Raw genomic sequence first — 22,449 nt, forward strand, 5'->3', positions numbered from 1 at the left:
TTCAGCAATGAATCAGGCTCATCTTAAACCAGTCACCCTCGCGCGTGGTGCGCGGTATAACTACGGCTTTTGGAATGCTCAGAAGGAGTACCGGCATGAAATCAAGACGCTTTGGCCGCACGGGTGCGGACGTTTCGGAAATCGGATTTGGCGCCTGGGCCATTGGCGGCTCGTGGGGTGACGTCTCCTCCCAGGATGCCAAGGCCGCGCTGCACGCCGCACTGGATGCGGGCGTCACCTTCATCGACACGGCCGATGTCTATGGCGATGGCCGCTCCGAGCAGTTGATTGCGCAGGTCCTGAAGGAACGCGGCGGCGCACGTCCGTTCGTGGCTACCAAGGCCGGACGCCGGCTCTCGCCGCATGTGGCCAGCGGCTACAACAACAAGGACAATCTCACCGCATTCGTGGATCGTTCGCTCAAGAACCTGGAGGTCGATTGCCTGGACCTGGTGCAACTGCACTGCCCGCCTACCGAGGTGTATTACCAGCAGGAAGTGTTCGCTTACATGGATGAGCTGGTCGCGGCCGGCAAGATCCGCCATTACGGCGTCTCGGTGGAGAAGGTGGAAGAAGCCCTCAAGGCCATCGAATACCCGAACGTGAAATCGGTGCAGATCATCTTCAACATCTTCCGCCAGCGCCCCATCGGGCTGTTCCTGCAGGAAGCACAGCGCCGCGACATCGCCGTGATCGCCCGCGTGCCGCTGGCCTCGGGCCTGCTGACCGGCAAGATGAATGCGCAGACCACCTTTGCCGCCGACGACCATCGCCAGTTCAACCGCCATGGCGAAGCCTTCGATGTCGGCGAGACCTTCTCGGGCGTGCCATATGAGGTCGCACTGGCCGCCGTGGAAAAGATCCGCGCGCTGCTGCCGCAGGGTGTTCCCATGGCGCAATTCGCGCTGCGCTGGATCCTGATGGAAAGCGCCATCAGCACCGTGATCCCCGGTGCGCGCAACGTCGCGCAGGCGCAGTCCAACAGTGCGGCCAGCGCCTTGCCGCCGATCACGGATGAGGTGATGCAGGCGCTGCGCGAACTCTATCTGCATGACATTGCACCGTACGTGCATCAACGCTGGTAATCTGTGGCCCCTCCCCTTCATGTAACCAATAATAAGCAAGGACACCATGACACCCATCCAGCTCGCCATCGCCGGCGTCGGCAAGATCGTTTATGACCAGCATGCCCCGGCCATTGCCGGCAATGCCGATTTCAAGCTGGTCGCGACCGCCAGCCGCAACCACAGCATCGACGGCGTGACCGCCTACAAGAGCATGGCCGAGATGCTCGCCTCGGGCACGGCCATCGAGGCCATCTCCCTGTGCATGCCACCGCAGTACCGCTATGAAGCCGCACGAGAAGCACTGAGCGCGGGCAAGCACGTGTTCCTGGAAAAGCCGCCCGGCGCCACGCTCTCCGAGGTCGAGTCGCTGAAGAACCTGGCGGCGGACAAAGGCGTGACCCTGTTCGCCAGCTGGCACTCGCGCCATGCGCCGGCGGTGCAGGTGGTCAAGCGCCATCTGCAGGAACATGCGCCGCGCAAGGTCAAGGTGATCTGGCGTGAAGACGTGCGCCACTGGCACCCGGACCAGGAATGGATCTGGCAGCCGGGCGGCCTGGGCGTGTTCGATCCGGGCATCAATGCCTTGTCGATCGTCACCGAGATCCTGCCGCAGGCGATGTTCCTGAAGCAGGCCACGCTGGAAGTGCCATCCAACCGCCAGACGCCGATTGCCGCGCGCCTGGGCTTTACCGATGCCCTGGGCACGGATGTACAAGCGGACTTCGACTGGCGCCAGACGGGTGAACAGACCTGGGACATCGTCATCGAGACCGACAGCACCCGGGTCCACCTGAAAAAGGGCGGACATGAACTTTGGATCAACGATGCGCCGTGCGAGCTGCCGGTGGAGGGGGAGTATCCCTCGCTGTATGCATATTTCTGCCAATTGATCCGCAGCGGATCGTCCGATGTGGATGTGGCACCGCTGCGGCATGTGGCCGATGCGTTCATGCTGGGGGAGCATGTTGTGACGGATGCTTTCGTCTGATCATGTACAGGCGGGTTGGCCGCCTTGTTTCCATGGAACCGGTCCGATTGGGCCGGTTTTTCATGAATGGGCTGAAATTGTCTCTAGCATTGGCGTATTCGCTAGGGACGTCCATGATTTCAACCGCGCTCGATATCACGGGCATTGGAGAAAGATCAAGCAAGTCTTTGTTCGGCTCTATGCCCTGGGCGAATCGAGAGGAACTTGTCCTTATGATTAACAAACTCAGAACGTTCTATTGAATCAGTACTTGTTTTAAGCCATGCCATTTAGACGTTCTACAAAACTGTTTGCTTTAGTTACCCTCGCACTCTTGGCGAGCTATCTCCTTTTACGCAAAGTCCCTCAACTGATCCGCCCCGCCATCGAACCGCAGACCATTCTGGTCAATCCGGGGGCCAAGTGCGCCCTGATCGAATACGCATTCCGCGGCGGCGAAAGGTGGTCTTGGCTGGATCCTTACGCCCTGTTCACGCTCTCCGACGGCGATGCGTTTTACACCGTCGTTGACCTGCGCTCCAAGAAAGTCGTGAGAGACAGTACCTGGCCCATCATTCCGATTACCGCGTATTCCCAAGGGTCGGTCGGGATGGGCCGCTCCGTATTTTTCTGGAGTGCCGATGGGAGAAGCGCAGCTTTTCCCGGCGGCGAAGGCCCAGCCTATATTTGGGATAACATCCACGAGTGTACTGGTGAGAAATCGGCATCACCTTATTCCAATCTCGAATGCTCCCTGGACAAACAATCACCTCAATGCAGCGCTATCAGAAACATGATTGAGTGAATTTTCAATCTCACGCACAACCAGAATCGCCGGCCATTCCCTTGATCTTGTCTGCGGCAACTGTGCTGCCCGCAGCAGCGGGTGGAGCCTGCCGCGATACAAACAGCACAGCCCGGCAGAGCATGTGACGGATGGCGAAAAAATAAGGGCTGACGACGTTGATCGTCAGCCCTTCATTCCAGCTCAAGCAAGTTCAAGCCATCAAATTGGCATGATGGAAGCGCAAATGATCTTCCACAAAACTCTCGATGAAGTAATACCCATGGTCATAACCCGCATGCCGACGCAAGGTCAGCGGCTGTGAGGCTTCCTTGCAGGCTGCCTCGAAGCGTTCCGGGTGCAGCTGCTCGATCAGGAATTTGTCTGCCAGCCCCTGATCGATCAGGATCCCCTGCGGGAAAGGCGCATACAGCTTGCGCATCAGTTCGCTGGCGTCATGCGCCTGCCAGCTTTCCTGATCATCGCCCAGATAGTGACTGAAGGCCTTCTGCCCCCACGGGCAGTGCACCGGCGCGGCGATCGGCGCGAAGGCCGATACCGAGCGGTACAGCTCACGATGCCGCAAGGCCAGCGTCAGTGCGCCATGCCCGCCCATGGAATGACCGAAGATGCCCATGCGCTGCGGGTCGGCCGGGAAGTGCTCCAGCACGGCAAGGCGCAAATCCTCGACCACGTAACTTTCCATGCGGTAGCGCTGGCTCCACGGCGTCTGTGTGGCATCCAGGTAGAATCCCGCACCCACGCCAAAGTCCCAGCTGTCGCTTTCACCGGCAATGCCGGCACCGCGCGGGCTGGTGTCGCAACTGACCAGGATCAGCCCCAGCTCGGCCGCCACGCGCTGCGCACCAGCTTTGATCATGAAGGTTTCTTCGGTGCAGGTCAGCCCGGCCAGGTAGAACAGCACGGGCAGCTTGCGGCCGCCCTGCCCGGCCTGCGGCGGCACGAACACCGAAAAGCGCATGTCCAGCCCGATGGCGGGCGAGGCATGGCGATAAAAGCCCTGCACGCCGCCAAAACAGCCGTGCTCGGAGAGAGTCTCCAGCATCGCGCTCTCCTCAGAACTCGACCACGGAGCGGATCGACTCACCGCTCTTCATCAGGTCGAAGCCTTCATTGATGCGCTCCAGCGGCAGCTTGTGCGTGATCAGGTCATCAATGTTGAGCTTGCCTTCCATGTACCAGTCGACGATCTTCGGCACGTCGGTACGGCCACGCGCGCCACCGAAGGCCGAGCCCTTCCAGACGCGGCCGGTCACCAGCTGGAACGGTCGCGTCGAGATCTCCTGGCCGGCTGCGGCCACGCCGATGATGATGGACTGGCCCCAGCCCTTGTGGCAGCACTCCAGCGATTGGCGCATGGTGGTGGTGTTGCCGATGCACTCGAAGCTGTAGTCGGCGCCGCCATCGGTCATGCCGATGATGGCATCGACCACGTTGGGCACGTCCTTCGGATTGATGAAGTCGGTCATGCCGAACTTGCGCGCCATGGCTTCACGCGCCGGATTCAGGTCGACGCCGATGATCTTGTTGGCCCCCACCATCTTGGCCGCCTGGATGACGTTCAGGCCAATGCCGCCCAAACCGAACACCACCACGTTGGCACCCGCTTCCACCTTGGCGGTGAACAGCACAGCACCCACGCCGGTGGTCACGCCACAGCCGATGTAGCAGACCTTGTCAAAAGGCGCATCCGAACGAATCTTGGCCAGAGCGATCTCCGGTACGACGATGTAGTTGGAGAAAGTCGAGGTGCCCATGTAGTGGAACAGCGGCTTGCCGTCCAGCGAAAAGCGGCTGGTGGCATCCGGCATCAGGCCACGGCCCTGGGTGGCGCGGATGGCCTGGCACAGGTTGGTCTTCTGCGACAGACAGAACTTGCACTCGCGGCATTCCGGCGTGTACAGGGGGATGACATGGTCATCCTTCTTGAGCGACTTCACGCCCGGGCCGACGTCGACCACCACGCCCGCGCCTTCGTGGCCGAGGATGGCCGGGAAGATGCCTTCCGGGTCGGCGCCCGAGAGCGTGTAATAGTCGGTATGGCAGATGCCGGTGGCCTTGATCTCGACCAGGACTTCGCCGGCCTTGGGGCCGCCGAGTTCGACTTCCTCGATGGTCAAGGGCTTGCCTGCCTGCCATGCTACCGCTGCTCTTGTCTTCATAGGGATGGGTCCTTTGCGTGATGATTGAAGTAAAACTTCCCGACCGGCCAGTTGGGCCTCGTCAGGAAAATTCAGTAAAACTGGTGGTGCCTGTGAAACTTCCGGCTGGGCGGTATTATCGCATTGCAAACGAAAACGCATCTGCCACGCTTAACACCCTTCATGTTGATGCCAGAACAAGTGAAAATTTCCATCTGACATGAAAATCACGCTGTCGCGTTGCAGCGACGTTGCGCGCAGGATGACAAAGCCCTGAGCTTGCGGTAAGGTTGCTACAAAACAAACGGTGAACGTGGCTGGCGCAGCGGCCATTGATCAGCGCACAACAAGGGCACAAAGCAAGGACAAGCGCCAACAAAGCGCAGCAGGACACGAGGTGGCATACTGACACCTCGCGTATCACGAAGTGGGGGCATCCACGTAATTTTGGCGTAAGCGCGATCACACCGTGTGAACGCGCGCGGCTTGCCGCACTGACAAGGGCTATCCACCATGCCCGCGTCGCCCGCCGCCGTTCCGCTGGCAGGAACGTGCCGATTGCGTGCGAGGGCTGTCGAAACGGTCGTCCGGCATCTTTCCGGGCCAAGGGACGTGCAGCAATCTGCTGCCTAACGACAGGTAATGTGATAGTGGGTCACATGGGAAAACAGAACAAATCGCCAGGACGCCCAGGCTACACTCTGAAGACCTTGCTGCTGTTCGTCGGCTTCGTCGGGTCGTTCATCGTCGTGCAGACCTGGTGGGAAATCCGCCAGGACCGCCAGCTGACCATCGATGCCGAACGCGCCAGCTCGATGGCGGCCGTGCGCAGCGTGCAGGAACACGCTGAACGCATCTTCGGCGAACTCGACAAGTTGCTCTGGTCCGCCGCCGAGCAAATCCACGTCGCCGGCCCCGACCTGCTGGACGACGACCAGGCGCTGTACCGACTGCTGTCGGACACGCAACAGCGGCTGTCCACCGTGATGGTGCTGCGCTACATCGACCGCAACGGCAACACCCGTGCCAGTTCGCTGCGCCCCTTCGACACCACCAGCATCCCCGAAGACCACAAGCTGACCCACGTGGACGGCAATCCGGCCCGGCCCAACCTGTTCGTGGGCCAGCTCATGCGCAGTCGCTACAACCGCGACCTGGTGCTGCCGGTGGCCATGAATCTCTACGACCGCAGCAGCCGCCCCATCGGCCTGCTGGTGGCCGAACTGAAGGCTGCAACCTTCTTCGACTTCTACAAGCGCATCACCAATTTCGAGGCCATCGTCTCGCTGCGCACTGACAGCGGCTCGATGATGCTGCGCTCGCCTTTCGAAGAGCGCTGGCTCAGCGTCAGCCTGGCCGATGCCAAAAGCATGGCACGCATCCGTGCCGGGGCCGAGGAAGGGTCGTTCGAAGAGATCTCGCATCTGACCGGCGAACCGCTGTTGTTCTCCTACAAGCGCCTGGACAAATGGTCATTGGTGGCGGTCTATGCGCGGCGCATGGAAGACGTGCTCTCGCCATGGCGCAGCCGCACCGAAAACCGCATCCTGCTGACCACCGGCATCCTTGGTTTCATCCTCATCGCGCTCATTGCCTTCCTGGTGTACTACCGCTACCAGCGCCGCCTGGATCACGCCCTGTCGAGCAGCGAATACCGCTACCGCAAGCTCTACGAAGAAGGCAGCGATCCCATCGTGCTGATCTCCTCGGAGCTGCGCTACCTCGACTGCAATGCGGCCGCGCTGCGCTTCTTCGGCGTACCGGACAAGGACCGCATCATCGGCCGCAAGGTCGGCCTGTTTTCTCGCCACAAGGCGCGCCAGCCAGACCAGCCGGACATCGATGAACTGGTCGGCCGGGTACTCGCGGGGCAACCCCAGCAGTTCGAATGGGTAACGGTCCGCCGCAACAAGATCATCCATACCGACGTTACCCTCAACCGCGCCGAATTCGATCGTGGCTATGCGATCTTCGCCATCCTGCGCGATATCAGCGCCCGCAAGCGCGCGGAGCTGCTGCAGAGCGAACAGAACCGGGTGCTGCACATGGTGATGGCCGACGATGACCTGGACGGCATCCTCCACGAGATCATCGGCTTTGCCGATGCGCAGATTCCCTATGGCGCAAGTTGCGTGATGCTGGTCAATGAGCAAGCCTCGCATTTCACTTCCGTGCTGAGCAAGCGCTATCCGCCACGCCTGCTGCGTGCCTTGCAGGGCATGCCGATCCGTCATGGCTGCGGCGTCGGCGCCGAAGCAGCCCTGCGCCGCGCACCCTGCATCGTCACCGACATCGCGCGCGATCCGGTGACCGAACACCTGCGGGTGCTCATCGATGTAGAGATCTACCCGTCCTGCGGGGCCTGGCCCATCATGGGCAAGGAAGGCCAATTGCTGGGCGTTTTCGCTGCCCTGCTCAAGGAAAACCAGGCCCCCAGCAATGAGTACCTGCAGCTGGCCAACATCGCCGCCGACCTCGCCAGCGTGGCCATCGAGAGCCGCCGCGCCGACGAGCGCATCCGCCACCTGGCGCACTATGACGAACTGACCGGCCTGCCCAACCGCTTCCTGTGCACCCAGCACGTTTCCAATGCCATTACCCACGCCGAGCACCGCAACGGCATGGTGGCGGTGCTGCTGATGGACCTGGATCGCTTCAAGAACATCAACGATACCTTCGGTCACGAGGCCGGCGAAGCGGTGCTGCAGGAAATCGCCCAGCGCTTCCGCAATACCCTGCGCGAGCTGGATATCCTGGCGCGCGTGGGCGGCGATGAATTCATCGTGCTGGTGGATGACTTCGACGATCCGCTGCAACTGGGCGAGATTGCACAGAAGCTGCTTACCGAGGCGCGCAAGCCCTTCATCATCGACGGCCAGGAAGCCATGCTCTCGGCCAGTATCGGCATCGCCACCTATCCGGGCGATGGCGACAATGCGCAAACGCTCATCAAGAATGCCGACATTGCCATGTACCGCGCCAAGCATCATGGCAAGGATGACTATCGCTTCTTCTCCGACGAGGTCAACACCAATACGGTAGAGCGCATCGCGCTGGAAGCCGAACTGCGCCGCGCCATCGAACGCGCCGAGTTCGTGGTGCACTACCAGCCCAAGATCAACCTGGCCACCGGCGGCATCGTCGGTGCGGAAGCCCTGGTCCGCTGGCAGCATCCGGTGCGCGGCCTGGTGCCGCCGGGTGAATTCATCCCGCTGGCCGAGGAGACCCGCCTGATCGACCAGATCGGCCTGGTGGTGCTGGACGTGGCCTGCCGCGACATCGGCCTGATGCTGGAACGCGAACTGGTGTGCGGACGCATCTCCATCAATCTGACCGGCAGCCAGTTCGGCGATGAACATTTGCTGGAAGACATCAAGAGCGTGGTCCAGCGCCACGGCACGCCACCAGCCTGCCTGGAGTTCGAGATCACCGAAAGCATGGTGATGCACAACCGCGACCGTGCGATCGCGATCATGGATGGCATCCGTGCAGAAGGCTTCACCATTTCCATTGACGACTTCGGCACCGGCTATTCCTCGCTGGCCTATCTCAAGCGTTTCCCGGTCAATACGCTGAAGATCGACAAATCCTTCATCAACGACATTCCCGACGATGCCAACAGCAGCGCCATCGTGCAGGCCATCATCGCCATGAGCCATGCATTGAACCTGAAGGTGGTGACCGAAGGCGTGGAGACGGAGAAACAGTTGCAGGCCCTGCGCGAGTTCGGCTCGGATGAGTACCAGGGCTATTACTTCAGCAAGCCGGTTCCCTATGCGCAGTTCCTGCAGATGCTGCTGATGCAGCAGGAGCTCACGCGCCAGTCCAGCCAGATGCTGGTGACCGAGGGCGATCCGCCGTGAGCGCGCGGCTGCTTGCCGCCGGCTTCAGGACTGGCGTGCGGCCAGCCGGTCGACCTGATAGAGCGAGGGGAACAGGCGCATCCACAGCAGCACGATCAGCAGCGTGCCGATCCCGCCAATGAGCACGGCCGGCACCGCACCGAACCAGGCGGCGGTGAGGCCGGATTCGAATTCTCCCAGCTGATTGGACGTTCCGATGAAGACCGAATTGACGGCCGAAACGCGGCCGCGCATGGCGTCCGGCGTTTCCAGCTGAACGAAAGAGGAGCGCACCACCACGCTGATCATGTCGGCCGCGCCCAGCACCGCCAACGCGGCCAGCGACAGCGGGAAGGAGCGTGACAGGCCGAACACGATGGTGGCCAGTCCGAACACGGCCACGGCGATGAACATGGTGCGCCCTACCCTGCCGCCCAGCGGAAAGCGCGCCAGCAGCAGCGCCACGATCAAGGCCCCGGCCGCCGGTGCCGAGCGCAACAGGCCCAGGCCGACCGCTCCGGTATGCAGGATGTCGTTGGCGAACACCGGCAGCAAGGCGGTGGCGCCACCCAGCAGCACGGCAAACATGTCCAGCGAGATGGCACCGAAGATGGCGGGCTTGCTGCGGATGAAAGCCAGTCCTGCGAACACCGACGACAGACTGGCCCCGGTCGGCTTGGCCGGTGCAGTCTGGGCCGCCGCGAGCTGGGCCGGACGCCGGATCAGCGACAACAATACGCTGCATGCAATGAACAGCGCGCAGCTGCTGGCATACACCACCGCTGGTCCCGCCACGTAGAGGAAGCCCCCCAGCGCCGGGCCGATGATGATGGCGAACTGGGTCGCCGAGGCCGAGCCCGCCACCGCGCCCGGCAAGGCCTTGGGCGACATCAGGCTGGGCAGCAGCGCCGACATGGTCGGTTTGGAAAAGGCCCGGCCCGCACCGATGATGGCCACGATCACGAAAATCATCTCGCGGCTGAGCCAGCCATGCAGGCTGCCCAGCGCCAGCGTGGCGGCAGCGGCGGCTTCCACCAGCGAACTGAAGCGCGCGACGTTGCGGCGATCAAAGCGGTCGGCCACATGGCCCACCACGAACACCAGGATCAGCGAAGGAATGAACTGCACCAGGCCCACGATGCCGAGATCGAAGGCGCTGTGGGTGAGCTGGTAGACCTGCCAGCCAACCGCCACGATCTGCATCTGCAGGGCAATGGTGGATGCAACGCTGGCGCACCAGAAGAGCTTGAATGGGGTGTGATGGCGCAGGGATTCGGCGGTTTCATCCGGGGGGATACTGGGGGAAGGAGCTGACATGTCTCGTGGATGGGAAGGGAGTGTTCTGGCGTTATCGAGTCCGGGCACTGCAAGCGGCAACCGGCCTGGCGCGAGCGGTCTTGGCGCCGCTGCGGCCCTGCCCTGCAAGGCAGGACGAGCGCCGCTATACTACCCGATCCCGCGCCAGCCGGCAGGACACGCCCCGGTCCCTGCCTGCGCATCACAAGGAGAATCCGCATGCAGTACCGCCAACTCGGCCGCACCGACCTGAAGGTCAGTCTCATCACTCTGGGTACCATGACCTGGGGCGAGCAGAACACTGAAGCCGACGCCCACTCGCAACTGGACTACGCCGTCGAACGCGGCATCAACCTGATCGACGCCGCCGAAATGTATCCGGTCCCGCCCAAGGCGGAAACGCAAGGACTCACTGAACGCTATCTCGGCACCTGGCTGAAGAAATCCGGCAAGCGCGACCAGTTGCTGATCGCCACCAAGTGCACCGGCCCCGCCCGCAAACCACACAACCCGCGCCACATCCGCGGTGGCAACAACGAGCTGGACCGCAAGGGCCTCACCGATGCACTGCATGGCAGCCTGGAGCGCCTGCAACTGGATCACGTGGACCTGTACCAGCTGCACTGGCCCGACCGCAGCGTCAACAGCTTTGGCCAGTTGGGCTACGAGCATGTGGAAGATGAAACCACGGTGCCCATCGAAGAGACGCTGACGGTGCTCTCTGAATTCGTGAAGGCCGGCAAGATCCGCACCATCGGCTTGTCCAACGAAACCGCCTGGGGCGTGGCGCAATTCCTGCGCGCGGCCGAGCAGCATGGACTGGAGCGCATCGTCACCATCCAGAATCCGTACAACCTGCTCAACCGCAGCTTCGAAGTGAACCTGGCCGAATTCGCCCATCGCGAGCAGGTCGGCCTGCTGGCCTACTCGCCGCTGGCTTTCGGCATGTTGAGCGGCAAGTACCTGGACGGTGCACGTCCTGCCGGTGGCCGCCTGACGCTGTTCGAACGCTTCGTGCGCTATACCAATCCGCAAGCGGAAAGCGCCACCGCGCAGTACGTGGCACTGGCGCGCCAGCACGGACTGGATCCGGCGCAGATGGCGCTGGCCTACGTCAACAGCCGCCGCTTCCTGACCTCCAACATCATCGGCGCGACCACGCTGGAACAACTGCGCAGCAACATCGAGAGCGCCGAGGTGCAACTGAGCGACGAGGTGCTGGCGGGCATCGAAGCCATCCACCGCAAGCAGCCCAATCCGGCGCCCTGAGCCGGAACGGGTGAGCCGCACAGGCAAAAAAATGACCGGCTTGGCCGGTCATTTTTGTTCGTAGCTACAGCGTCAGGAGAATCAGTCGCCGCCGCTTTCGGTGGCCACGGCCGCCTTCACCTGTTCGTCACGCGCACCATACCGCGCAGCCATGACGGCACACACCATCAGCTGGATCTGGTGGAACAGCATCACCGGCAACAGCACCATGCCGATGGCACCGCTGGAAAACAGCACCTTGGCCATGGGCACGCCCGAGGCCAGGCTCTTCTTGGAGCCGCAGAAGACGATGGTGATCTCATCCTCCTTGTTGAAGCCCAGCCGGCGGCTACCGAAAGTGGTCAGTCCCATGATGATGGCCAGCAGCACCGCATTGATGACCAGCAGCGCCACCAGCATCGACACCGGCACCTGGTGCCACAGGCCCTGCACCACTGCCTCGCTGAAGGCCACATAGACCACCAGCAGGATGGAGCTCTGGTCGACGAACTTGAGCCAGGACTTGTTGCGCTCGACCCAGCGGCCGATGAAGGGACGCGCGATCTGGCCGGCCACGAAGGGCAGCAGCAATTGATAAACGATTTTCAGGATGGAATCGAGCGAGGAATGCCCGCCGCCATCATGGGCCACCACCAGCACGCCCACCAGCAGCGGCGTGAGGAAGATGCCCAGCAGGTTGGAGGCGGACGCCGCGCAGATCGCCGCCGGCACATTGCCGCGCGCCACCGAGGTGAAGGCAATCGAAGACTGGACGGTAGAGGGCAATACGCACAGGAACAGCAAGCCCAGATACAGCTCGGGCGTGATGAATTGCAGCAGCACCGGCTTCAGTGCCAGGCCGATCAGGGGGAACAGCGCAAAGGTACACAGCAGCACGGTGACGTGCAGCTTCCAGTGCGTGAACCCGGCCACCACGGCTTCCCGCGAGAGCTTGGCCCCGTGCATGAAGAACAGCAGGCCGATCATGAACGTGGTCAGCCCGTCGAAGGCCTCGGCCACCTGGCCGGTACAGGGAAGGAAGGATGCGGTCAGCACGACGGCCAGCAGCATCAGGGTCATGTTATCGGGCAGGAAGCGGGGACGGGCCATGGCGGTTTCGTTGTTGTCGTGATCGGGAAACCCGCAAGCTTATGTATACATAGGCTGCGGGCAAACCGCCATTCTACGTGAGAGCGGGCCCGGCTTGCAGGGCTCCGCTGAGGATGCAGGCCAGGATCAGGCCTTGCGCACGAATTCGGTCTTCAGGCCCATGGAGCCGAAACCGTCGATCTTGCAGTCGATATCGTGGTCCCCCTCAACCAGGCGGATGTTCTTGACCTTGGTGCCCATCTTGATCACGCCACCGCCGCCCTTGAGCTTCAGGTCCTTGATGACGGTGACGGTATCGCCGTCCTGCAGCACGTTGCCCGAGGCATCGCGCCAGACGCGGGCCTGCTCGGCGGGAGCAGCCTGGGCACTCCATTCGTGGCCGCATTCGGGGCAGACGAACTGGCTGCCATCCTCATAGGTGAATTCGGACTGGCATTGGGGACAGGCGGGCAAGGTGCTCATGTAAATTAAACTCCGGCAATTGGCTTGAAAAGGCAGCGATTGTACTGCTTCGGTCGCCAACTTCACATAGCTTGCGGGACCCAAGATCAAATAAGACGCAAATAAAAATGGCAGGCTTGCGAGCAAGCCTGCCATTTTCCTTCATATCATTGCTGCGGAAGACGCTTTACCAGCCCCAGAACATCAGCCACCAGGCGGTATTGACCAGCGCCAGGCCACCGATCAGCGGCAGCATCGTCAGCACTTGCTGAACCCAATGGGTGGCATGGCGCGCCACCACTTTCCAGCACAGCCACAGGCTCCACAGCGTCATGACCGTCAGGAGCGCCGCGCGCACGTCATTGGCCCAATAGACCGGCCAGTGCTCGGCCCGCAGCAGGCTGATGGTGGTCGCCGACAGGCCGATGAAGACGCCGCAGCCCGCCAGCGGGATCAATGCCTGTACCAGGTGGTTGAAGCGGCTCCACTCCCACTTGCCCAGCAGGCGCGTGGCCAGCCCGAACATCAGCGCCACCCCGGTGCCCAGCACCAGGCCGGTGGCGAGAATGTAGCCCACGACCATGGCGCCATCGAGCCAGGTGAAGACATCGCTTTGCTGCGGATAATTGGTCAGCAGCCACCACGGTGCCTGGGTCCCGAAAGGCCACATGATGTCGCGGTCAATCAGCCAGGTGGCGATGTCCTGCTTGATGGCGATGAACCAGGGGCTGACCGTCCAGTGGAAGGCACCGATGGCGATGCCCAGCAGGCCGTAGAGCACCAGGGCGCTTTCCCACAGGTTGTTCTGGGTCTTGCCGAAGTGCACCACCTCGACGGCAGGCGGACGGAAGCTCAGGGCAATCGCATCGCGGTGGCCACTGCAGCGGCCGCACATATGGCAGTCGGAAGCACCCTTCATATTGCGCAAGGGGACCAGCGGCGCGCAATTGATGGGAATGATCTTGTGCTCGGGATGATAGGAGGCGCGCCATGCATCTTCGTTCACTTTGTAGTGAACCGGGGCCAGTTTGGCCAGCAGGCCGAAGACGCCATTGACCGGGCACAGGTACTTGCACCAGACGCGCTTGTCGCGGCCATAGAGGTAGCCGATGATCATGGCACCAACGGTGGAGCCGCCCAGCACCAGCAGCACCGCCTTCGGATACTGGTACACGCTGACCATCTGGCCATACACGGTGGTCAGGGCGAAGGCCACGAAGGGCCAGCCGCCCCAGCGTACCCATTTGGGAATCGCACGTCCGCGTCCATGGCGGCTGGCGAACTCGGTCAGCGCCCCTTCGGGACAAAGCACACCGCACCACACACGGCCCATCAGCACCATGCTGACCAGTACGAAAGGCCACCAGATGCCCCAGAAGGCGAACTGGGCGATCAGGGTGAGGTTGGACCAGAGATGCGCGGTTTCATCAGGCAGCGGGAGGAACACCGGGACCAGGATCAGCAGTGCATAGACGGCCACCACGATCCATTGCAGGCCTCGGATGAATGCGCCATGACGGCGCATCCAGTCTCCGGTACGCGTGAGCAGAGTCGGCGATTGCGTACAGGTTGTCATGAGGTTCAGACGGCTTCCTGCCTCTTGCTCTTGAGCTGAGGCTGGGGTTTTCGATAAAGGAACGAACATACCACGACCCAGTAGAGGGCGTAGACGATCACCGACAGCAGCGCCGGACGGGCGCGGTAGCCGGTCAGGGTCGAGACCAGGCTGCCCAGGGTGGTGGAGTCATCCAGCAGCGCCGAGGTATCCCAGATCTGGCCAGTCAGGGTCATGGTCCAGTTGGCCGAGGCCAGCATGTCGGAGCTTTCCAGCAATACGTCGAACAGCTTTTCCACGCCGGTGACCAGCAAACCGGCCGCCAGCAACAGCAGAATCACTTCGGTGACCTGGAAGAAACGCCGCCAGGAGAAAATCTTGCCGCCCAGCTGCAGAAGATAGAAGGTCAGGAAAGCCAGCCCGAAACCGATCGCGCCTGCCAGCACCAGCGACGCCGTGCTGGCATCCTGCTGGCCCAGGCCAATGCCGTACAGGAAAACTGCAGTCTCGCTGCCTTCGCGGGCGATCGCCAGCATCACCAGCACGAACACGCCCCACCAGTTGCCGCTTTCATAGCTGGACTGCATGGAGCTTTCCATCTCCTTCTTCAAGGTGCGTCCGTGCTTGCGCATCCAGAACACCATCTGGACGATCAGCACCGCCGCGATCAGGACGATGGCAATCTGGAAGTAGGTCTGGGCGTCGCCCGAGAGCAGTTCCGAAAAGCCCAGCAGCGCTGCACCCAGGGCACCCGCCAGCACCACGCCGGCAACCACGCCGCCCCACAGATAGGGAATGCCGCGCCGTGCGCCGACATCACCGTTCTTCAGCCAGGCATACAGAATGCCGACCACCAGAAGCGCCTCGACGCTTTCGCGCCAGACGATGAACATGACCTGTCCCATGAAACTCTTCCCTTCCTGAAAACCTGGACTTCCCTGCTTCGATACTGCTTGCGCGCATCCCCTCTTACTTGGCGACGATCACGCCGGGCGGCATGTTGAGGTGGAAGTCATCGAAAAACTTGTATTCGCCCGGACGCAAGGGGGCGATCACCACGAAGGACTGGGCCCCCGGTGCCAGCACCTTTTCCTTGCGCAGTTCGACGCTTTCGAACTCGGCGGCAGACTTGCCGATGTTGTGCACTTCGATCTTGATGCGCTGTCCGGCCGGCACCTCGATGCGCGGCGGGATGAGCTTGCCATCCTGCATCTCCAGCTTGAAGGTCAGCAGGTCGGAAGCGCTGGCCTGCACGGCGCTGCCCAGCATGGCCATCGCAGCCAGGGACAGGCAGATCAGTCGGACGATTCTTGCGATCATGAAAACTCCGGAACTCTCAAAACGGTGAAGCCGGTCCGCCATCACGGCGCGGACCGGCATCGCATCACTGCAAACGTGCGGTCTGAATCAAGACCAGGCGACCTGCTTAGTAGCCGCCCTTCTTGCCGATGCCGGCGAAGGTGAAGTCGTAGTTCAGCTCGAAGGTCTTGAACCACGGACCGACGCCGGTTTCCTTGTCGACGTGACGGCCGAAGTGGGCGTGTTCATTGGCTTGCGGCGAGGAGATGGTCAGCTTGAGCTTGTACTTGCCCGGGCCTTCCAGCTTGACGTTGTCGCCGTAGTGCGGACCGTCGTTGGCCACCATGGGCATCATGTCGCCCTTGATGGACTTGGTGGAACCGACCTTGGTCAGTTCGTACTTGATGACCATGTAAGGCATCCAGTCGCCTTCGGCGAAACCATTGGGGTTCTTGGCCACGGCGCGGATATCGGCTTCGAGGTGGATATCGGATTCCTCTGCCTTGCGCATCATGCCGTCCGGTTCCATCTTGACCGGCTGCAGATAGACTGCATTGACTTCAAAGCCGTTCTGGATCTGCGGCTTGCCGATGGGGTATTCAGCGGCCGAAGCGGTACCTGCAAAGCACAGTCCGAGTGCTGCGGCGACCGCCAGTTTCTTGAAACCGATCATTGCGTATTCTCCTGGTGACAAATGATAATGATTAGCATTAAGTATATCATCCTTTGAGGCTGCCGACGCCGCACCTTAGTGCAATCCTTCACAGCAATGCTGACCAAAGCGTAAAAACAGGTGAAGAATGAAAAACCGCCCGGCGTTGAAACCGGGCGGTTTTTCAGGGTACGGAGGGTGCGGAGTGCGCCGGTAGCGGCAGGCTGCCACCGGTGCCGGCCTCAGAATCCGGGAGTCAGGATCCGGACCTCTGCGCTCAGAATTCTTCCAGCTCAGGGACCTGGCCGGACGCTACCGGCACTCGCGCAGCCGCAACGGGCTTCACTTCCACGCTGCGCACCGGCATGGCTGCGCGCCCTTCCAGCTTGAAGACAGCGACCACGCTCTCCAGCTTTTCCGCCTGGCCCTGCAAGGCCTGGGCAGCGGCGGCCGCCTCCTCCACCAGCGCCGCATTCTGCTGGGTGCCCTGGTCCATTTGCGAAATGGCCTGGTTGACCTGGGTGATGCCGGCGCTCTGCTCTTCGCTGGCGTCGGCAATGTTGCCCACGATCTGGGTCACGCGCTGCACGCTGTCGACGATATCGCTCATGGTGGCGCCCGCCTGCTCGACCAGCTTGCTGCCGCTGCCGACCTTGTCCACGGAGTCGTCGATCAGCTCCTTGATTTCCTTGGCAGCGGCGGCCGAGCGCTGCGCCAGCGAACGAACTTCAGAGGCAACGACAGCAAATCCGCGCCCCTGCTCTCCGGCACGGGCCGCTTCCACTGCCGCATTGAGCGCCAGGATATTGGTCTGGAAGGCAATGCCATCGATGACCGCAATGATATCGACGATCTTGCGCGAGGAGGCATTGATGGAGTTCATGGTATCGACTACCTGGCGCACCACGTCACCACCTTGCGAGGCGATGTGCGAGGCCGATTGCGCCAGCTCATTGGCCTGGCGGGCGTTCTGCGTGTTCTGCAGCACCACCGAGGTCAGCTCCTCCAGGCTGGACGCGCTTTCCTCCAGCGCTGCCGCCTGCTGTTCAGTACGGGCCGACAAGTCGGCATTGCCGGCGGCAATCTGGCGTGCCGCCACGGTCACCGAATCGGTCGAGGTACGGGTCGTCGCCACCACATCGACGATGCGGGCCAGCAACTTGTTGAAGGCGGCAGCGGTGCGGCCGATTTCATCCATGCGTTCCACCGGCACCGGGCGCGACAGATCCAGCGTCTGGCTGACATGTTCGAAGGTCTGCTGGATCTTGCCCAGGCTGCGCGTCACGCTGCGCAGGGTGCGGATGCCCAGCACGCCCGTCAGCAGCACCGCCACCACGATCACGGCAATCATCGCGCGCAATGCGAAGGCATAGGCGGCATCGCTCTCCTGCTTGACGGTATCGATCATCTGGCGACCCACCAGAATGTGGTCGTCGAAACCCTTTTTGGCAGCAGCCGCCGACACCGCCAGCGGTGTCCCGGCCTGCAGCGTGGCGCGCACGCCGTCCATGTCATTGGCATAAGCCGCGGCGAAGAATGGCACCAGGGCCTTGCGGTAGGCCTCGATATTGGCCTTGTCGGCCTGGATCAGGGCGCGGTCCTTCTCATCGAAGATCAGATCGCGCTCATAGTGGGCGAATTCGTCATCCAGCGCCTTGTTGGAGGCATCGACCGCCTTCTGCAACGCGGTCTTGTCGGGCAGGTTGGCGAAGACCGAAAGACGATAGCCGGCCAGGCGTGAATCGGCCAGATAGCCCTTCAGCAGGTTGAGACTGTCCATGCCCGGAATGATGCGGTTCTGGATCAGTTCCAGACGCTGCTGGGCGCGCTGCAGCTGCCAGAGTCCGTCGGCACCGACGAACAGCAGCGCCAGCAGGGCTGTCGAGAGAGTGAGGATGAGGCGCTTGGTAATGGTCATAATGGAAAATTCACCGGAGAAAGGGAAGCGCGCCGCAGCACGCCGGTTCAGCTACAGAACGAAACAAGGAGATGAAGAAACAGGCCCGCTGGCCAACCCGCCCGCTTATGCCGCCAGCGGCGCATCCTGCGCCACGGCACCCAGCAGCTCGCCGTGCTGGCGACAGAAGTCGACGCCGGCGCGATATCCCACGCCGAACAGCAGCTGCATGTTGGAAGCGGACCAGTCCAGCACCTGCGGCCAGTGATCCTGCGGCACACTGGCCATCAGATCGACCTTGAGCACCTGGCGCAGCGGCGCGCCGGTCGCGGGATCACGGTTGTGTTCCAGCTCGAAGAGGCGCTGCTCGGTCTGTGAGATCTTGACCAGCGGCGTGATGATGGAACGCACCCAGGCGTCATACAGGTTGCGCGGCTTGCGGATCAGGCGATCCTCGCCCAAGATGTCCAGCACCACCAGGGTATCGACCTCACCGGCCGGCGCCACGCCGGTGGCCGGATCGGTGATGAAAGGCGTGAAGTTGAGCGTATCGAGCGCCGCGCCTTCGATGTAGTGCTCGCCATCGATCTCGGTGGGTGCATACAGGAAGGGAAAGGACAGCGAGGCCCGCACATGCGCCGGCGTGATCTGGTCTTTGTTCCAGATCTGCATCTGGTGGCGGTCGAGGTTGTAGGCGTTGATGTAGAACTCGGGGCGCATCTGCGGCACCGCCGAAAAATCGATGGATTGCTCGAGGAAGGGAAGATGCGCGCACAGTCCCAGGCTGCCCGAATGCAGGTCGGAAGGTGACAAGGCCGACATCATCAGATGCATCCAGTCATTCCACTTGGCCGAAGCGTCGGCGAAGTGTTGATTGAACATGGAGGCGAAGGGCGAGGCGGCCAGGCCCGGCATCTGCTGCCATTGCGCCAGCATGGCATCGCGATAGTTCTCCGCCTGCGTCCCCGGCTTTTTGAAGACCTTGTAGTTGACCGGGAACAGCTTGTAGATGCTGTCGGCCACCCCCACTTCCGCCCATTGCATCAGTGCGTCCTGCGGCGCGGCGTCGCGCGGTGCGGTCGCCAGCAAGCCCATGAGCACCCCGGCACCGGAGGCCGAGATGACATCGAATTCCACCCCTTCCGCGAGGAAGGCCGCCAGTGCTCCGGCGATCAAGGTCGAATTGGGCGCCCCGCCCCCGATGACCAAGGCCTTTCTGTTTCGTCGTGGCGACACCTTCATTGCACTCCCCTTGTTGAATGCCTGTCCTGATTTTTTTGGATTTTTTGTGCGATGCACCGAAAGCATCGCTGCCACATACGCGATGAAGGTTTACGACGTAATTTCGTCTCAACCTGTGACGCGGCTGTCAGGAATATAGCCGAGCAGCAATGAAGAAATGCTGCAGTGCGAGATTTTATTCGCGCATATCTGGCATTCAGAAATTGAATGATCCAGTATCGAGGCCGAGGAGCACGGCAAATGGCGCCGGGAGGGGGCAATCAAACTTGCGTTGTAATTCTCACGTAAGCTCACTGCGGTATCGCGCGCTCGCGGCGGAATGCGTCGTATCGGGGAGACTCAAGCGCTGCCGGGCCTGGCGAGCGTATTCAATAATGGATTTCTGCACCCTGCTATGTCAAACTTGCCGGAAATCAGAAATGCAACATTCAAAAAACAATACCCAGTCCCGCACATAACGCATGTCTCGCCCCAGCATATTGATGGTCGATCCCAGTCCGGAGTCGGTGGAACTGGCGCGCTTCAGCCTTTGGCGCAGCAAGCTGGAGTGCGACTTCGGCTGGTTCGAAGATGCGGAGCGGGCCATGGAATCGCTGTTCAGCCCGCACGCACAACACCACCCCGACACCCTGCCCTGCCTGATCCTGCTGGAACCCCGCCTGCCGCGCATGGAAGGCCTGGACCTGCTGCACATGCTGCGCAGCCAGCCACATACGCAGGCCCTCCCGGTCATCATGTTTGCCACGTCCTACGACGAAACCGACGCCACCCGCTCGCGAGAAGCGGGGGCCAATGACTATCTGGTCAAACCGGTGGATGCAAGGGAGTTCATGCAGTTGATCAACCAGACCGTGAATTACTGGCTGCAACATCCTCCGGTGACAACAGAACCAGGCTGATCCTGCGACGACACCCTGCCGGCCGCACGGAGCGGCACCACAGAGAAGACACCGGAAAAACGAAAACGGAAGCAGAAAAGACAAAAGGGTCCATCTTGCGATGGACCCTTTAAATCTGGTGCGGCTGGCAGGAATCGAACCCACGACCCCTTGGTTCGTAGCCAAGTACTCTATCCAGCTGAGCTACAGCCGCGAAAAACAAAATTATAGCAGCATGTTTTCCCGTTTGGGAAGGCCCTTTTTGAAATTTTTTTGCCTGACGAGAAATTCGGCCTTTCTTCCCTCTTCATCCCATGGGTCTTGAACGCCGCGGCAACCGAATGCCAACGGCGCATCTAGGCTATTGATGCAGGATGGATGACCAGCCGGTCCCTCACAGCTATTATGAAGGAATATTCACCACCGTTGACCTGATCCGCCCCGAATGTCCGATCCAGCTGCCCCCGCCCTGTCCGCCGCTTTTCGCATACGTGAAGAAGAACGCACGCGCATTGCCCGCGACCTGCATGATGAGCTGGGCGCGCAGCTGACCGGCATCGGCATGGCGCTGGGCCAGTTGCGGGAACAACTGGCCTTGGAGCGCCATGCTGCCCTGCCCCAAGCTGACTACGCGGCGCAATTGCTGGCGCAGGCACGCGAAGGCATGGAGCGCATCATTGACGATCTGCATCCGCCCATCGTCGAGTTCGGCCTGGCCGATGCCCTGCGCTGGCAGTGCCGCCACTTCAGCCGCCAGAACGGAGTGGATTGCCGGTTCCTGGCCACGGATCAGCTGGCAGTACAGGACGACTTCCTGGTACTGAGCCTGCTGCGCATCCTGCGGGAGGCACTCAACAATATTGCGAGACACGCTGCCGCCAGTCAGGTCGAGGTTCGCGTGGAGCAGACCGGCGACAGCCTGCATCTGCACATCGACGACAACGGCCGTGGCTTCGACCCCGCCGCTACCGGGCGCGATGGCAGGCGCGGCCATGGCCTGGCCAACATGCGCCAGCGCGCCGCAGCCCTGGGCGGTAGCGCCGCATGGGAGGCGCGCGCCGGACATGGTTCTCGCGTACATATCTGCATACCTGTCGCACACTGAATGAACGCTATAGAATACGCCCTCGCCTTCAGCAGCATGCAGCAAGGCTTCCAGAGGAGTGTCGCCGTCCGCCCATGAGCAAGAAATCCACCGCCGCCATCAAGGTCCTGATCGCCGACGACCACGCCATCGTGCGCGAAGGCCTGCGCCAGATCTGCGCCGGCAGCAAGGACATCGTCGTGGCCGGCAATGCCGCCAACGGGCTGGAGGCCATCAAGCTGGCCCGCGAAGGCAATGGCGATGTCATGTTGCTGGACATCGTGCTGCCCGACCGCAGCGGTATCGATATCCTCAAGCAGATCCGCAAGGAACAGCCGGACCTGCCGGTGCTGATCCTGTCCATCCATCGCGAAGACCAATACGCGATCCGCTCGCTCAAGGCGGGGGCCGCCGGTTTCCTGAACAAGCAGGCCAGCCCGGGTGAGCTGCTGGCCGCCATCCGCCAGGCGGCGGCCGGTCGCAAGTACGTGAGCCCCTCGCTGGCGCAGGAACTGGCCAACCAGATCGGCTTCGACCACGACACCCCGCTGCATGAAACCCTCTCCGACCGGGAATACCAGACCATGGTCATGATCGCCTCCGGCAAGACCGTCAGCGACATCGCCAGCGAACTGCTGCTGTCGGTCAAGACCATCAGCATGTATCGCTCGCGCGTGCTGGCCAAGATGAAGATGCGCCACAACGCCGAACTCACCCACTACGCACTCAAGAACAATCTGGTCGAGTAAGCCATCGCCACGCTCCCGTCACACGGGAAGCGCTGGCTTCCCAGTTGGAAAGGGGCTTTTCTCCTCCTATTAAATGCATCCAGAGAACAGGCGCTGACGTACAATTAGTTGTCATTTTTGCCTCTCCCTTCCGGGCGAGCGGCAACGGACTGCAACTGAGGGGGAGACCAGGCTGC

Annotated in this window: 20 protein-coding genes and 1 tRNA gene; 8 read left to right on the top strand and 13 right to left on the bottom strand. The window is 61.7% G+C overall.

The window, feature by feature from the left end:
- Positions 1–95: 95 nt before the first annotated feature.
- The 3 genes from E2K99_RS14410 to E2K99_RS14420 all read left to right on the top strand — a co-directional run bounded on the left by E2K99_RS14410 (position 96) and on the right by E2K99_RS14420 (position 2,839).
- Entirely contained in the window at positions 96–1,085 is a 990-nt protein-coding gene (locus E2K99_RS14410; RefSeq protein ID WP_134222667.1) for an aldo/keto reductase, read from the top strand.
- 46 nt (positions 1,086–1,131) lie between these two features.
- Entirely contained in the window at positions 1,132–2,055 is a 924-nt protein-coding gene (locus tag E2K99_RS14415; RefSeq protein WP_134222668.1) for a Gfo/Idh/MocA family protein, read from the top strand.
- Positions 2,056–2,317: 262 nt separating this feature from the next.
- The gene (locus E2K99_RS14420; RefSeq protein ID WP_134222669.1) at positions 2,318–2,839 is read left to right on the top strand and encodes a hypothetical protein; all 522 of its coding nucleotides are present in this window, start codon (positions 2,318–2,320) and stop codon (positions 2,837–2,839) included.
- Positions 2,840–2,849: 10 nt separating this feature from the next.
- Here E2K99_RS14420 and E2K99_RS25540 read toward each other — a convergent pair whose 3' ends face one another.
- Genes E2K99_RS25540 through E2K99_RS14430 form a run of 3 tightly spaced genes read right to left on the bottom strand, consistent with a single transcriptional unit; the run spans position 2,850 to position 5,001 of the window.
- Positions 2,850–3,026 carry a hypothetical protein gene (locus E2K99_RS25540; protein ID WP_166675073.1) on the bottom strand — a complete coding sequence of 59 codons (177 nt, stop codon included), beginning with the start codon at positions 3,024–3,026 and terminating at the stop codon, positions 2,850–2,852.
- A gap of 6 nt (positions 3,027–3,032) precedes the next feature.
- Complete coding sequence (gene fghA / locus E2K99_RS14425; RefSeq protein WP_134222670.1) at positions 3,033–3,884, bottom strand: S-formylglutathione hydrolase; 852 nt, start codon at positions 3,882–3,884, stop codon at positions 3,033–3,035.
- A gap of 10 nt (positions 3,885–3,894) precedes the next feature.
- On the bottom strand, positions 3,895–5,001 hold the full coding sequence (locus E2K99_RS14430) for an S-(hydroxymethyl)glutathione dehydrogenase/class III alcohol dehydrogenase (protein WP_013234687.1): 1,107 nt from the start codon (positions 4,999–5,001) through the stop codon (positions 3,895–3,897).
- Positions 5,002–5,639: 638 nt separating this feature from the next.
- Between E2K99_RS14430 and E2K99_RS14435 the strand changes: the two genes are divergently transcribed.
- Positions 5,640–8,843, top strand: coding sequence for an EAL domain-containing protein (locus E2K99_RS14435; RefSeq protein WP_134222671.1), 3,204 nt, complete (start codon positions 5,640–5,642; stop codon positions 8,841–8,843).
- Between the two features lie 24 nt (positions 8,844–8,867).
- Here the strand turns inward: E2K99_RS14435 and E2K99_RS14440 are convergent, their stop codons facing one another.
- A complete protein-coding gene (locus E2K99_RS14440; protein ID WP_134222672.1) occupies positions 8,868–10,139 on the bottom strand; it encodes an MFS transporter in 1,272 nt (423 codons plus the stop codon).
- 198 nt (positions 10,140–10,337) lie between these two features.
- Here E2K99_RS14440 and E2K99_RS14445 point away from each other — a divergent pair, with 198 nt between their 5' ends.
- Positions 10,338–11,387 carry an NADP(H)-dependent aldo-keto reductase gene (locus tag E2K99_RS14445; RefSeq protein ID WP_134222673.1) on the top strand — a complete coding sequence of 350 codons (1,050 nt, stop codon included), beginning with the start codon at positions 10,338–10,340 and terminating at the stop codon, positions 11,385–11,387.
- Between the two features lie 81 nt (positions 11,388–11,468).
- On the opposite strand, the gene E2K99_RS14450 is transcribed toward E2K99_RS14445, so the two are convergent.
- From E2K99_RS14450 to E2K99_RS14485, 8 genes are all read right to left on the bottom strand, one after another.
- Positions 11,469–12,476 (bottom strand): bile acid:sodium symporter family protein, encoded by a 1,008-nt coding sequence (locus tag E2K99_RS14450; protein ID WP_088753629.1) that lies wholly within the window; start codon positions 12,474–12,476, stop codon positions 11,469–11,471.
- A 126-nt stretch (positions 12,477–12,602) separates the two neighbouring features.
- Positions 12,603–12,938 (bottom strand): zinc ribbon domain-containing protein YjdM, encoded by a 336-nt coding sequence (locus tag E2K99_RS14455; protein WP_134222674.1) that lies wholly within the window; start codon positions 12,936–12,938, stop codon positions 12,603–12,605.
- A 166-nt stretch (positions 12,939–13,104) separates the two neighbouring features.
- Positions 13,105–14,442, bottom strand: a complete 1,338-nt coding sequence (locus tag E2K99_RS14460; RefSeq protein ID WP_134224117.1) for a 4Fe-4S binding protein — start codon at positions 14,440–14,442, stop codon at positions 13,105–13,107.
- A 56-nt stretch (positions 14,443–14,498) separates the two neighbouring features.
- Positions 14,499–15,377, bottom strand: coding sequence for an FTR1 family iron permease (locus E2K99_RS14465; protein ID WP_134222675.1), 879 nt, complete (start codon positions 15,375–15,377; stop codon positions 14,499–14,501).
- 64 nt (positions 15,378–15,441) lie between these two features.
- Positions 15,442–15,792 (bottom strand): cupredoxin domain-containing protein, encoded by a 351-nt coding sequence (locus E2K99_RS14470; protein WP_039785565.1) that lies wholly within the window; start codon positions 15,790–15,792, stop codon positions 15,442–15,444.
- A gap of 106 nt (positions 15,793–15,898) precedes the next feature.
- A complete protein-coding gene (locus E2K99_RS14475; protein WP_039785564.1) occupies positions 15,899–16,444 on the bottom strand; it encodes an iron transporter in 546 nt (181 codons plus the stop codon).
- Between the two features lie 256 nt (positions 16,445–16,700).
- Positions 16,701–18,341, bottom strand: a complete 1,641-nt coding sequence (locus tag E2K99_RS14480; RefSeq protein ID WP_134222676.1) for a methyl-accepting chemotaxis protein — start codon at positions 18,339–18,341, stop codon at positions 16,701–16,703.
- A 105-nt stretch (positions 18,342–18,446) separates the two neighbouring features.
- A complete protein-coding gene (locus tag E2K99_RS14485) occupies positions 18,447–19,562 on the bottom strand; it encodes a patatin-like phospholipase family protein (RefSeq protein ID WP_134222677.1) in 1,116 nt (371 codons plus the stop codon).
- 461 nt (positions 19,563–20,023) lie between these two features.
- Here E2K99_RS14485 and E2K99_RS14490 point away from each other — a divergent pair, with 461 nt between their 5' ends.
- Positions 20,024–20,461: a response regulator gene (locus E2K99_RS14490; RefSeq protein ID WP_121041665.1), complete on the top strand. Its 438-nt coding sequence runs from the start codon at positions 20,024–20,026 to the stop codon at positions 20,459–20,461.
- A gap of 116 nt (positions 20,462–20,577) precedes the next feature.
- On the opposite strand, the gene E2K99_RS14495 is transcribed toward E2K99_RS14490, so the two are convergent.
- Positions 20,578–20,654 (bottom strand) — tRNA-Arg (locus E2K99_RS14495).
- A 231-nt stretch (positions 20,655–20,885) separates the two neighbouring features.
- On the opposite strand from E2K99_RS14495, the gene E2K99_RS14500 reads away from it, so the two are divergent.
- Complete coding sequence (locus tag E2K99_RS14500; protein WP_134222678.1) at positions 20,886–21,545, top strand: sensor histidine kinase; 660 nt, start codon at positions 20,886–20,888, stop codon at positions 21,543–21,545.
- Positions 21,546–21,619: 74 nt separating this feature from the next.
- Positions 21,620–22,273, top strand: a complete 654-nt coding sequence (locus tag E2K99_RS14505; RefSeq protein WP_121041669.1) for a response regulator — start codon at positions 21,620–21,622, stop codon at positions 22,271–22,273.
- Positions 22,274–22,449 lie beyond the last annotated feature (176 nt).

The sequence above is a fragment of the Herbaspirillum huttiense genome (assembly GCF_004367745.1).
GTDB classification, from domain to species: Bacteria; Pseudomonadota; Gammaproteobacteria; order Burkholderiales; family Burkholderiaceae_D; genus Herbaspirillum; species Herbaspirillum huttiense.

What these genes read in the sequence shown, in the direction of transcription:
- E2K99_RS14410 (WP_134222667.1), top strand. Translation starts at nt 96, where the DNA reads ATGAAATCAAGACGCTTTGGCCGCACGGGTGCGGACGTTTCGGAAATC.
- E2K99_RS14415 (WP_134222668.1), top strand. Translation starts at nt 1,132, where the DNA reads ATGACACCCATCCAGCTCGCCATCGCCGGCGTCGGCAAGATCGTTTAT.
- E2K99_RS14420 (WP_134222669.1), top strand. Translation starts at nt 2,318, where the DNA reads ATGCCATTTAGACGTTCTACAAAACTGTTTGCTTTAGTTACCCTCGCA.
- fghA (WP_134222670.1), bottom strand. Translation starts at nt 3,884, where the DNA reads ATGCTGGAGACTCTCTCCGAGCACGGCTGTTTTGGCGGCGTGCAGGGC.
- E2K99_RS14430 (WP_013234687.1), bottom strand. Translation starts at nt 5,001, where the DNA reads ATGAAGACAAGAGCAGCGGTAGCATGGCAGGCAGGCAAGCCCTTGACC.
- E2K99_RS14435 (WP_134222671.1), top strand. Translation starts at nt 5,640, where the DNA reads ATGGGAAAACAGAACAAATCGCCAGGACGCCCAGGCTACACTCTGAAG.
- E2K99_RS14440 (WP_134222672.1), bottom strand. Translation starts at nt 10,139, where the DNA reads ATGTCAGCTCCTTCCCCCAGTATCCCCCCGGATGAAACCGCCGAATCC.
- E2K99_RS14445 (WP_134222673.1), top strand. Translation starts at nt 10,338, where the DNA reads ATGCAGTACCGCCAACTCGGCCGCACCGACCTGAAGGTCAGTCTCATC.
- E2K99_RS14450 (WP_088753629.1), bottom strand. Translation starts at nt 12,476, where the DNA reads ATGGCCCGTCCCCGCTTCCTGCCCGATAACATGACCCTGATGCTGCTG.
- E2K99_RS14455 (WP_134222674.1), bottom strand. Translation starts at nt 12,938, where the DNA reads ATGAGCACCTTGCCCGCCTGTCCCCAATGCCAGTCCGAATTCACCTAT.
- E2K99_RS14460 (WP_134224117.1), bottom strand. Translation starts at nt 14,442, where the DNA reads ATGCGCCGTCATGGCGCATTCATCCGAGGCCTGCAATGGATCGTGGTG.
- E2K99_RS14465 (WP_134222675.1), bottom strand. Translation starts at nt 15,377, where the DNA reads ATGGGACAGGTCATGTTCATCGTCTGGCGCGAAAGCGTCGAGGCGCTT.
- E2K99_RS14470 (WP_039785565.1), bottom strand. Translation starts at nt 15,792, where the DNA reads ATGATCGCAAGAATCGTCCGACTGATCTGCCTGTCCCTGGCTGCGATG.
- E2K99_RS14475 (WP_039785564.1), bottom strand. Translation starts at nt 16,444, where the DNA reads ATGATCGGTTTCAAGAAACTGGCGGTCGCCGCAGCACTCGGACTGTGC.
- E2K99_RS14480 (WP_134222676.1), bottom strand. Translation starts at nt 18,341, where the DNA reads ATGACCATTACCAAGCGCCTCATCCTCACTCTCTCGACAGCCCTGCTG.
- E2K99_RS14485 (WP_134222677.1), bottom strand. Translation starts at nt 19,562, where the DNA reads ATGAAGGTGTCGCCACGACGAAACAGAAAGGCCTTGGTCATCGGGGGC.
- E2K99_RS14490 (WP_121041665.1), top strand. Translation starts at nt 20,024, where the DNA reads ATGTCTCGCCCCAGCATATTGATGGTCGATCCCAGTCCGGAGTCGGTG.
- E2K99_RS14500 (WP_134222678.1), top strand. Translation starts at nt 20,886, where the DNA reads ATGTCCGATCCAGCTGCCCCCGCCCTGTCCGCCGCTTTTCGCATACGT.
- E2K99_RS14505 (WP_121041669.1), top strand. Translation starts at nt 21,620, where the DNA reads ATGAGCAAGAAATCCACCGCCGCCATCAAGGTCCTGATCGCCGACGAC.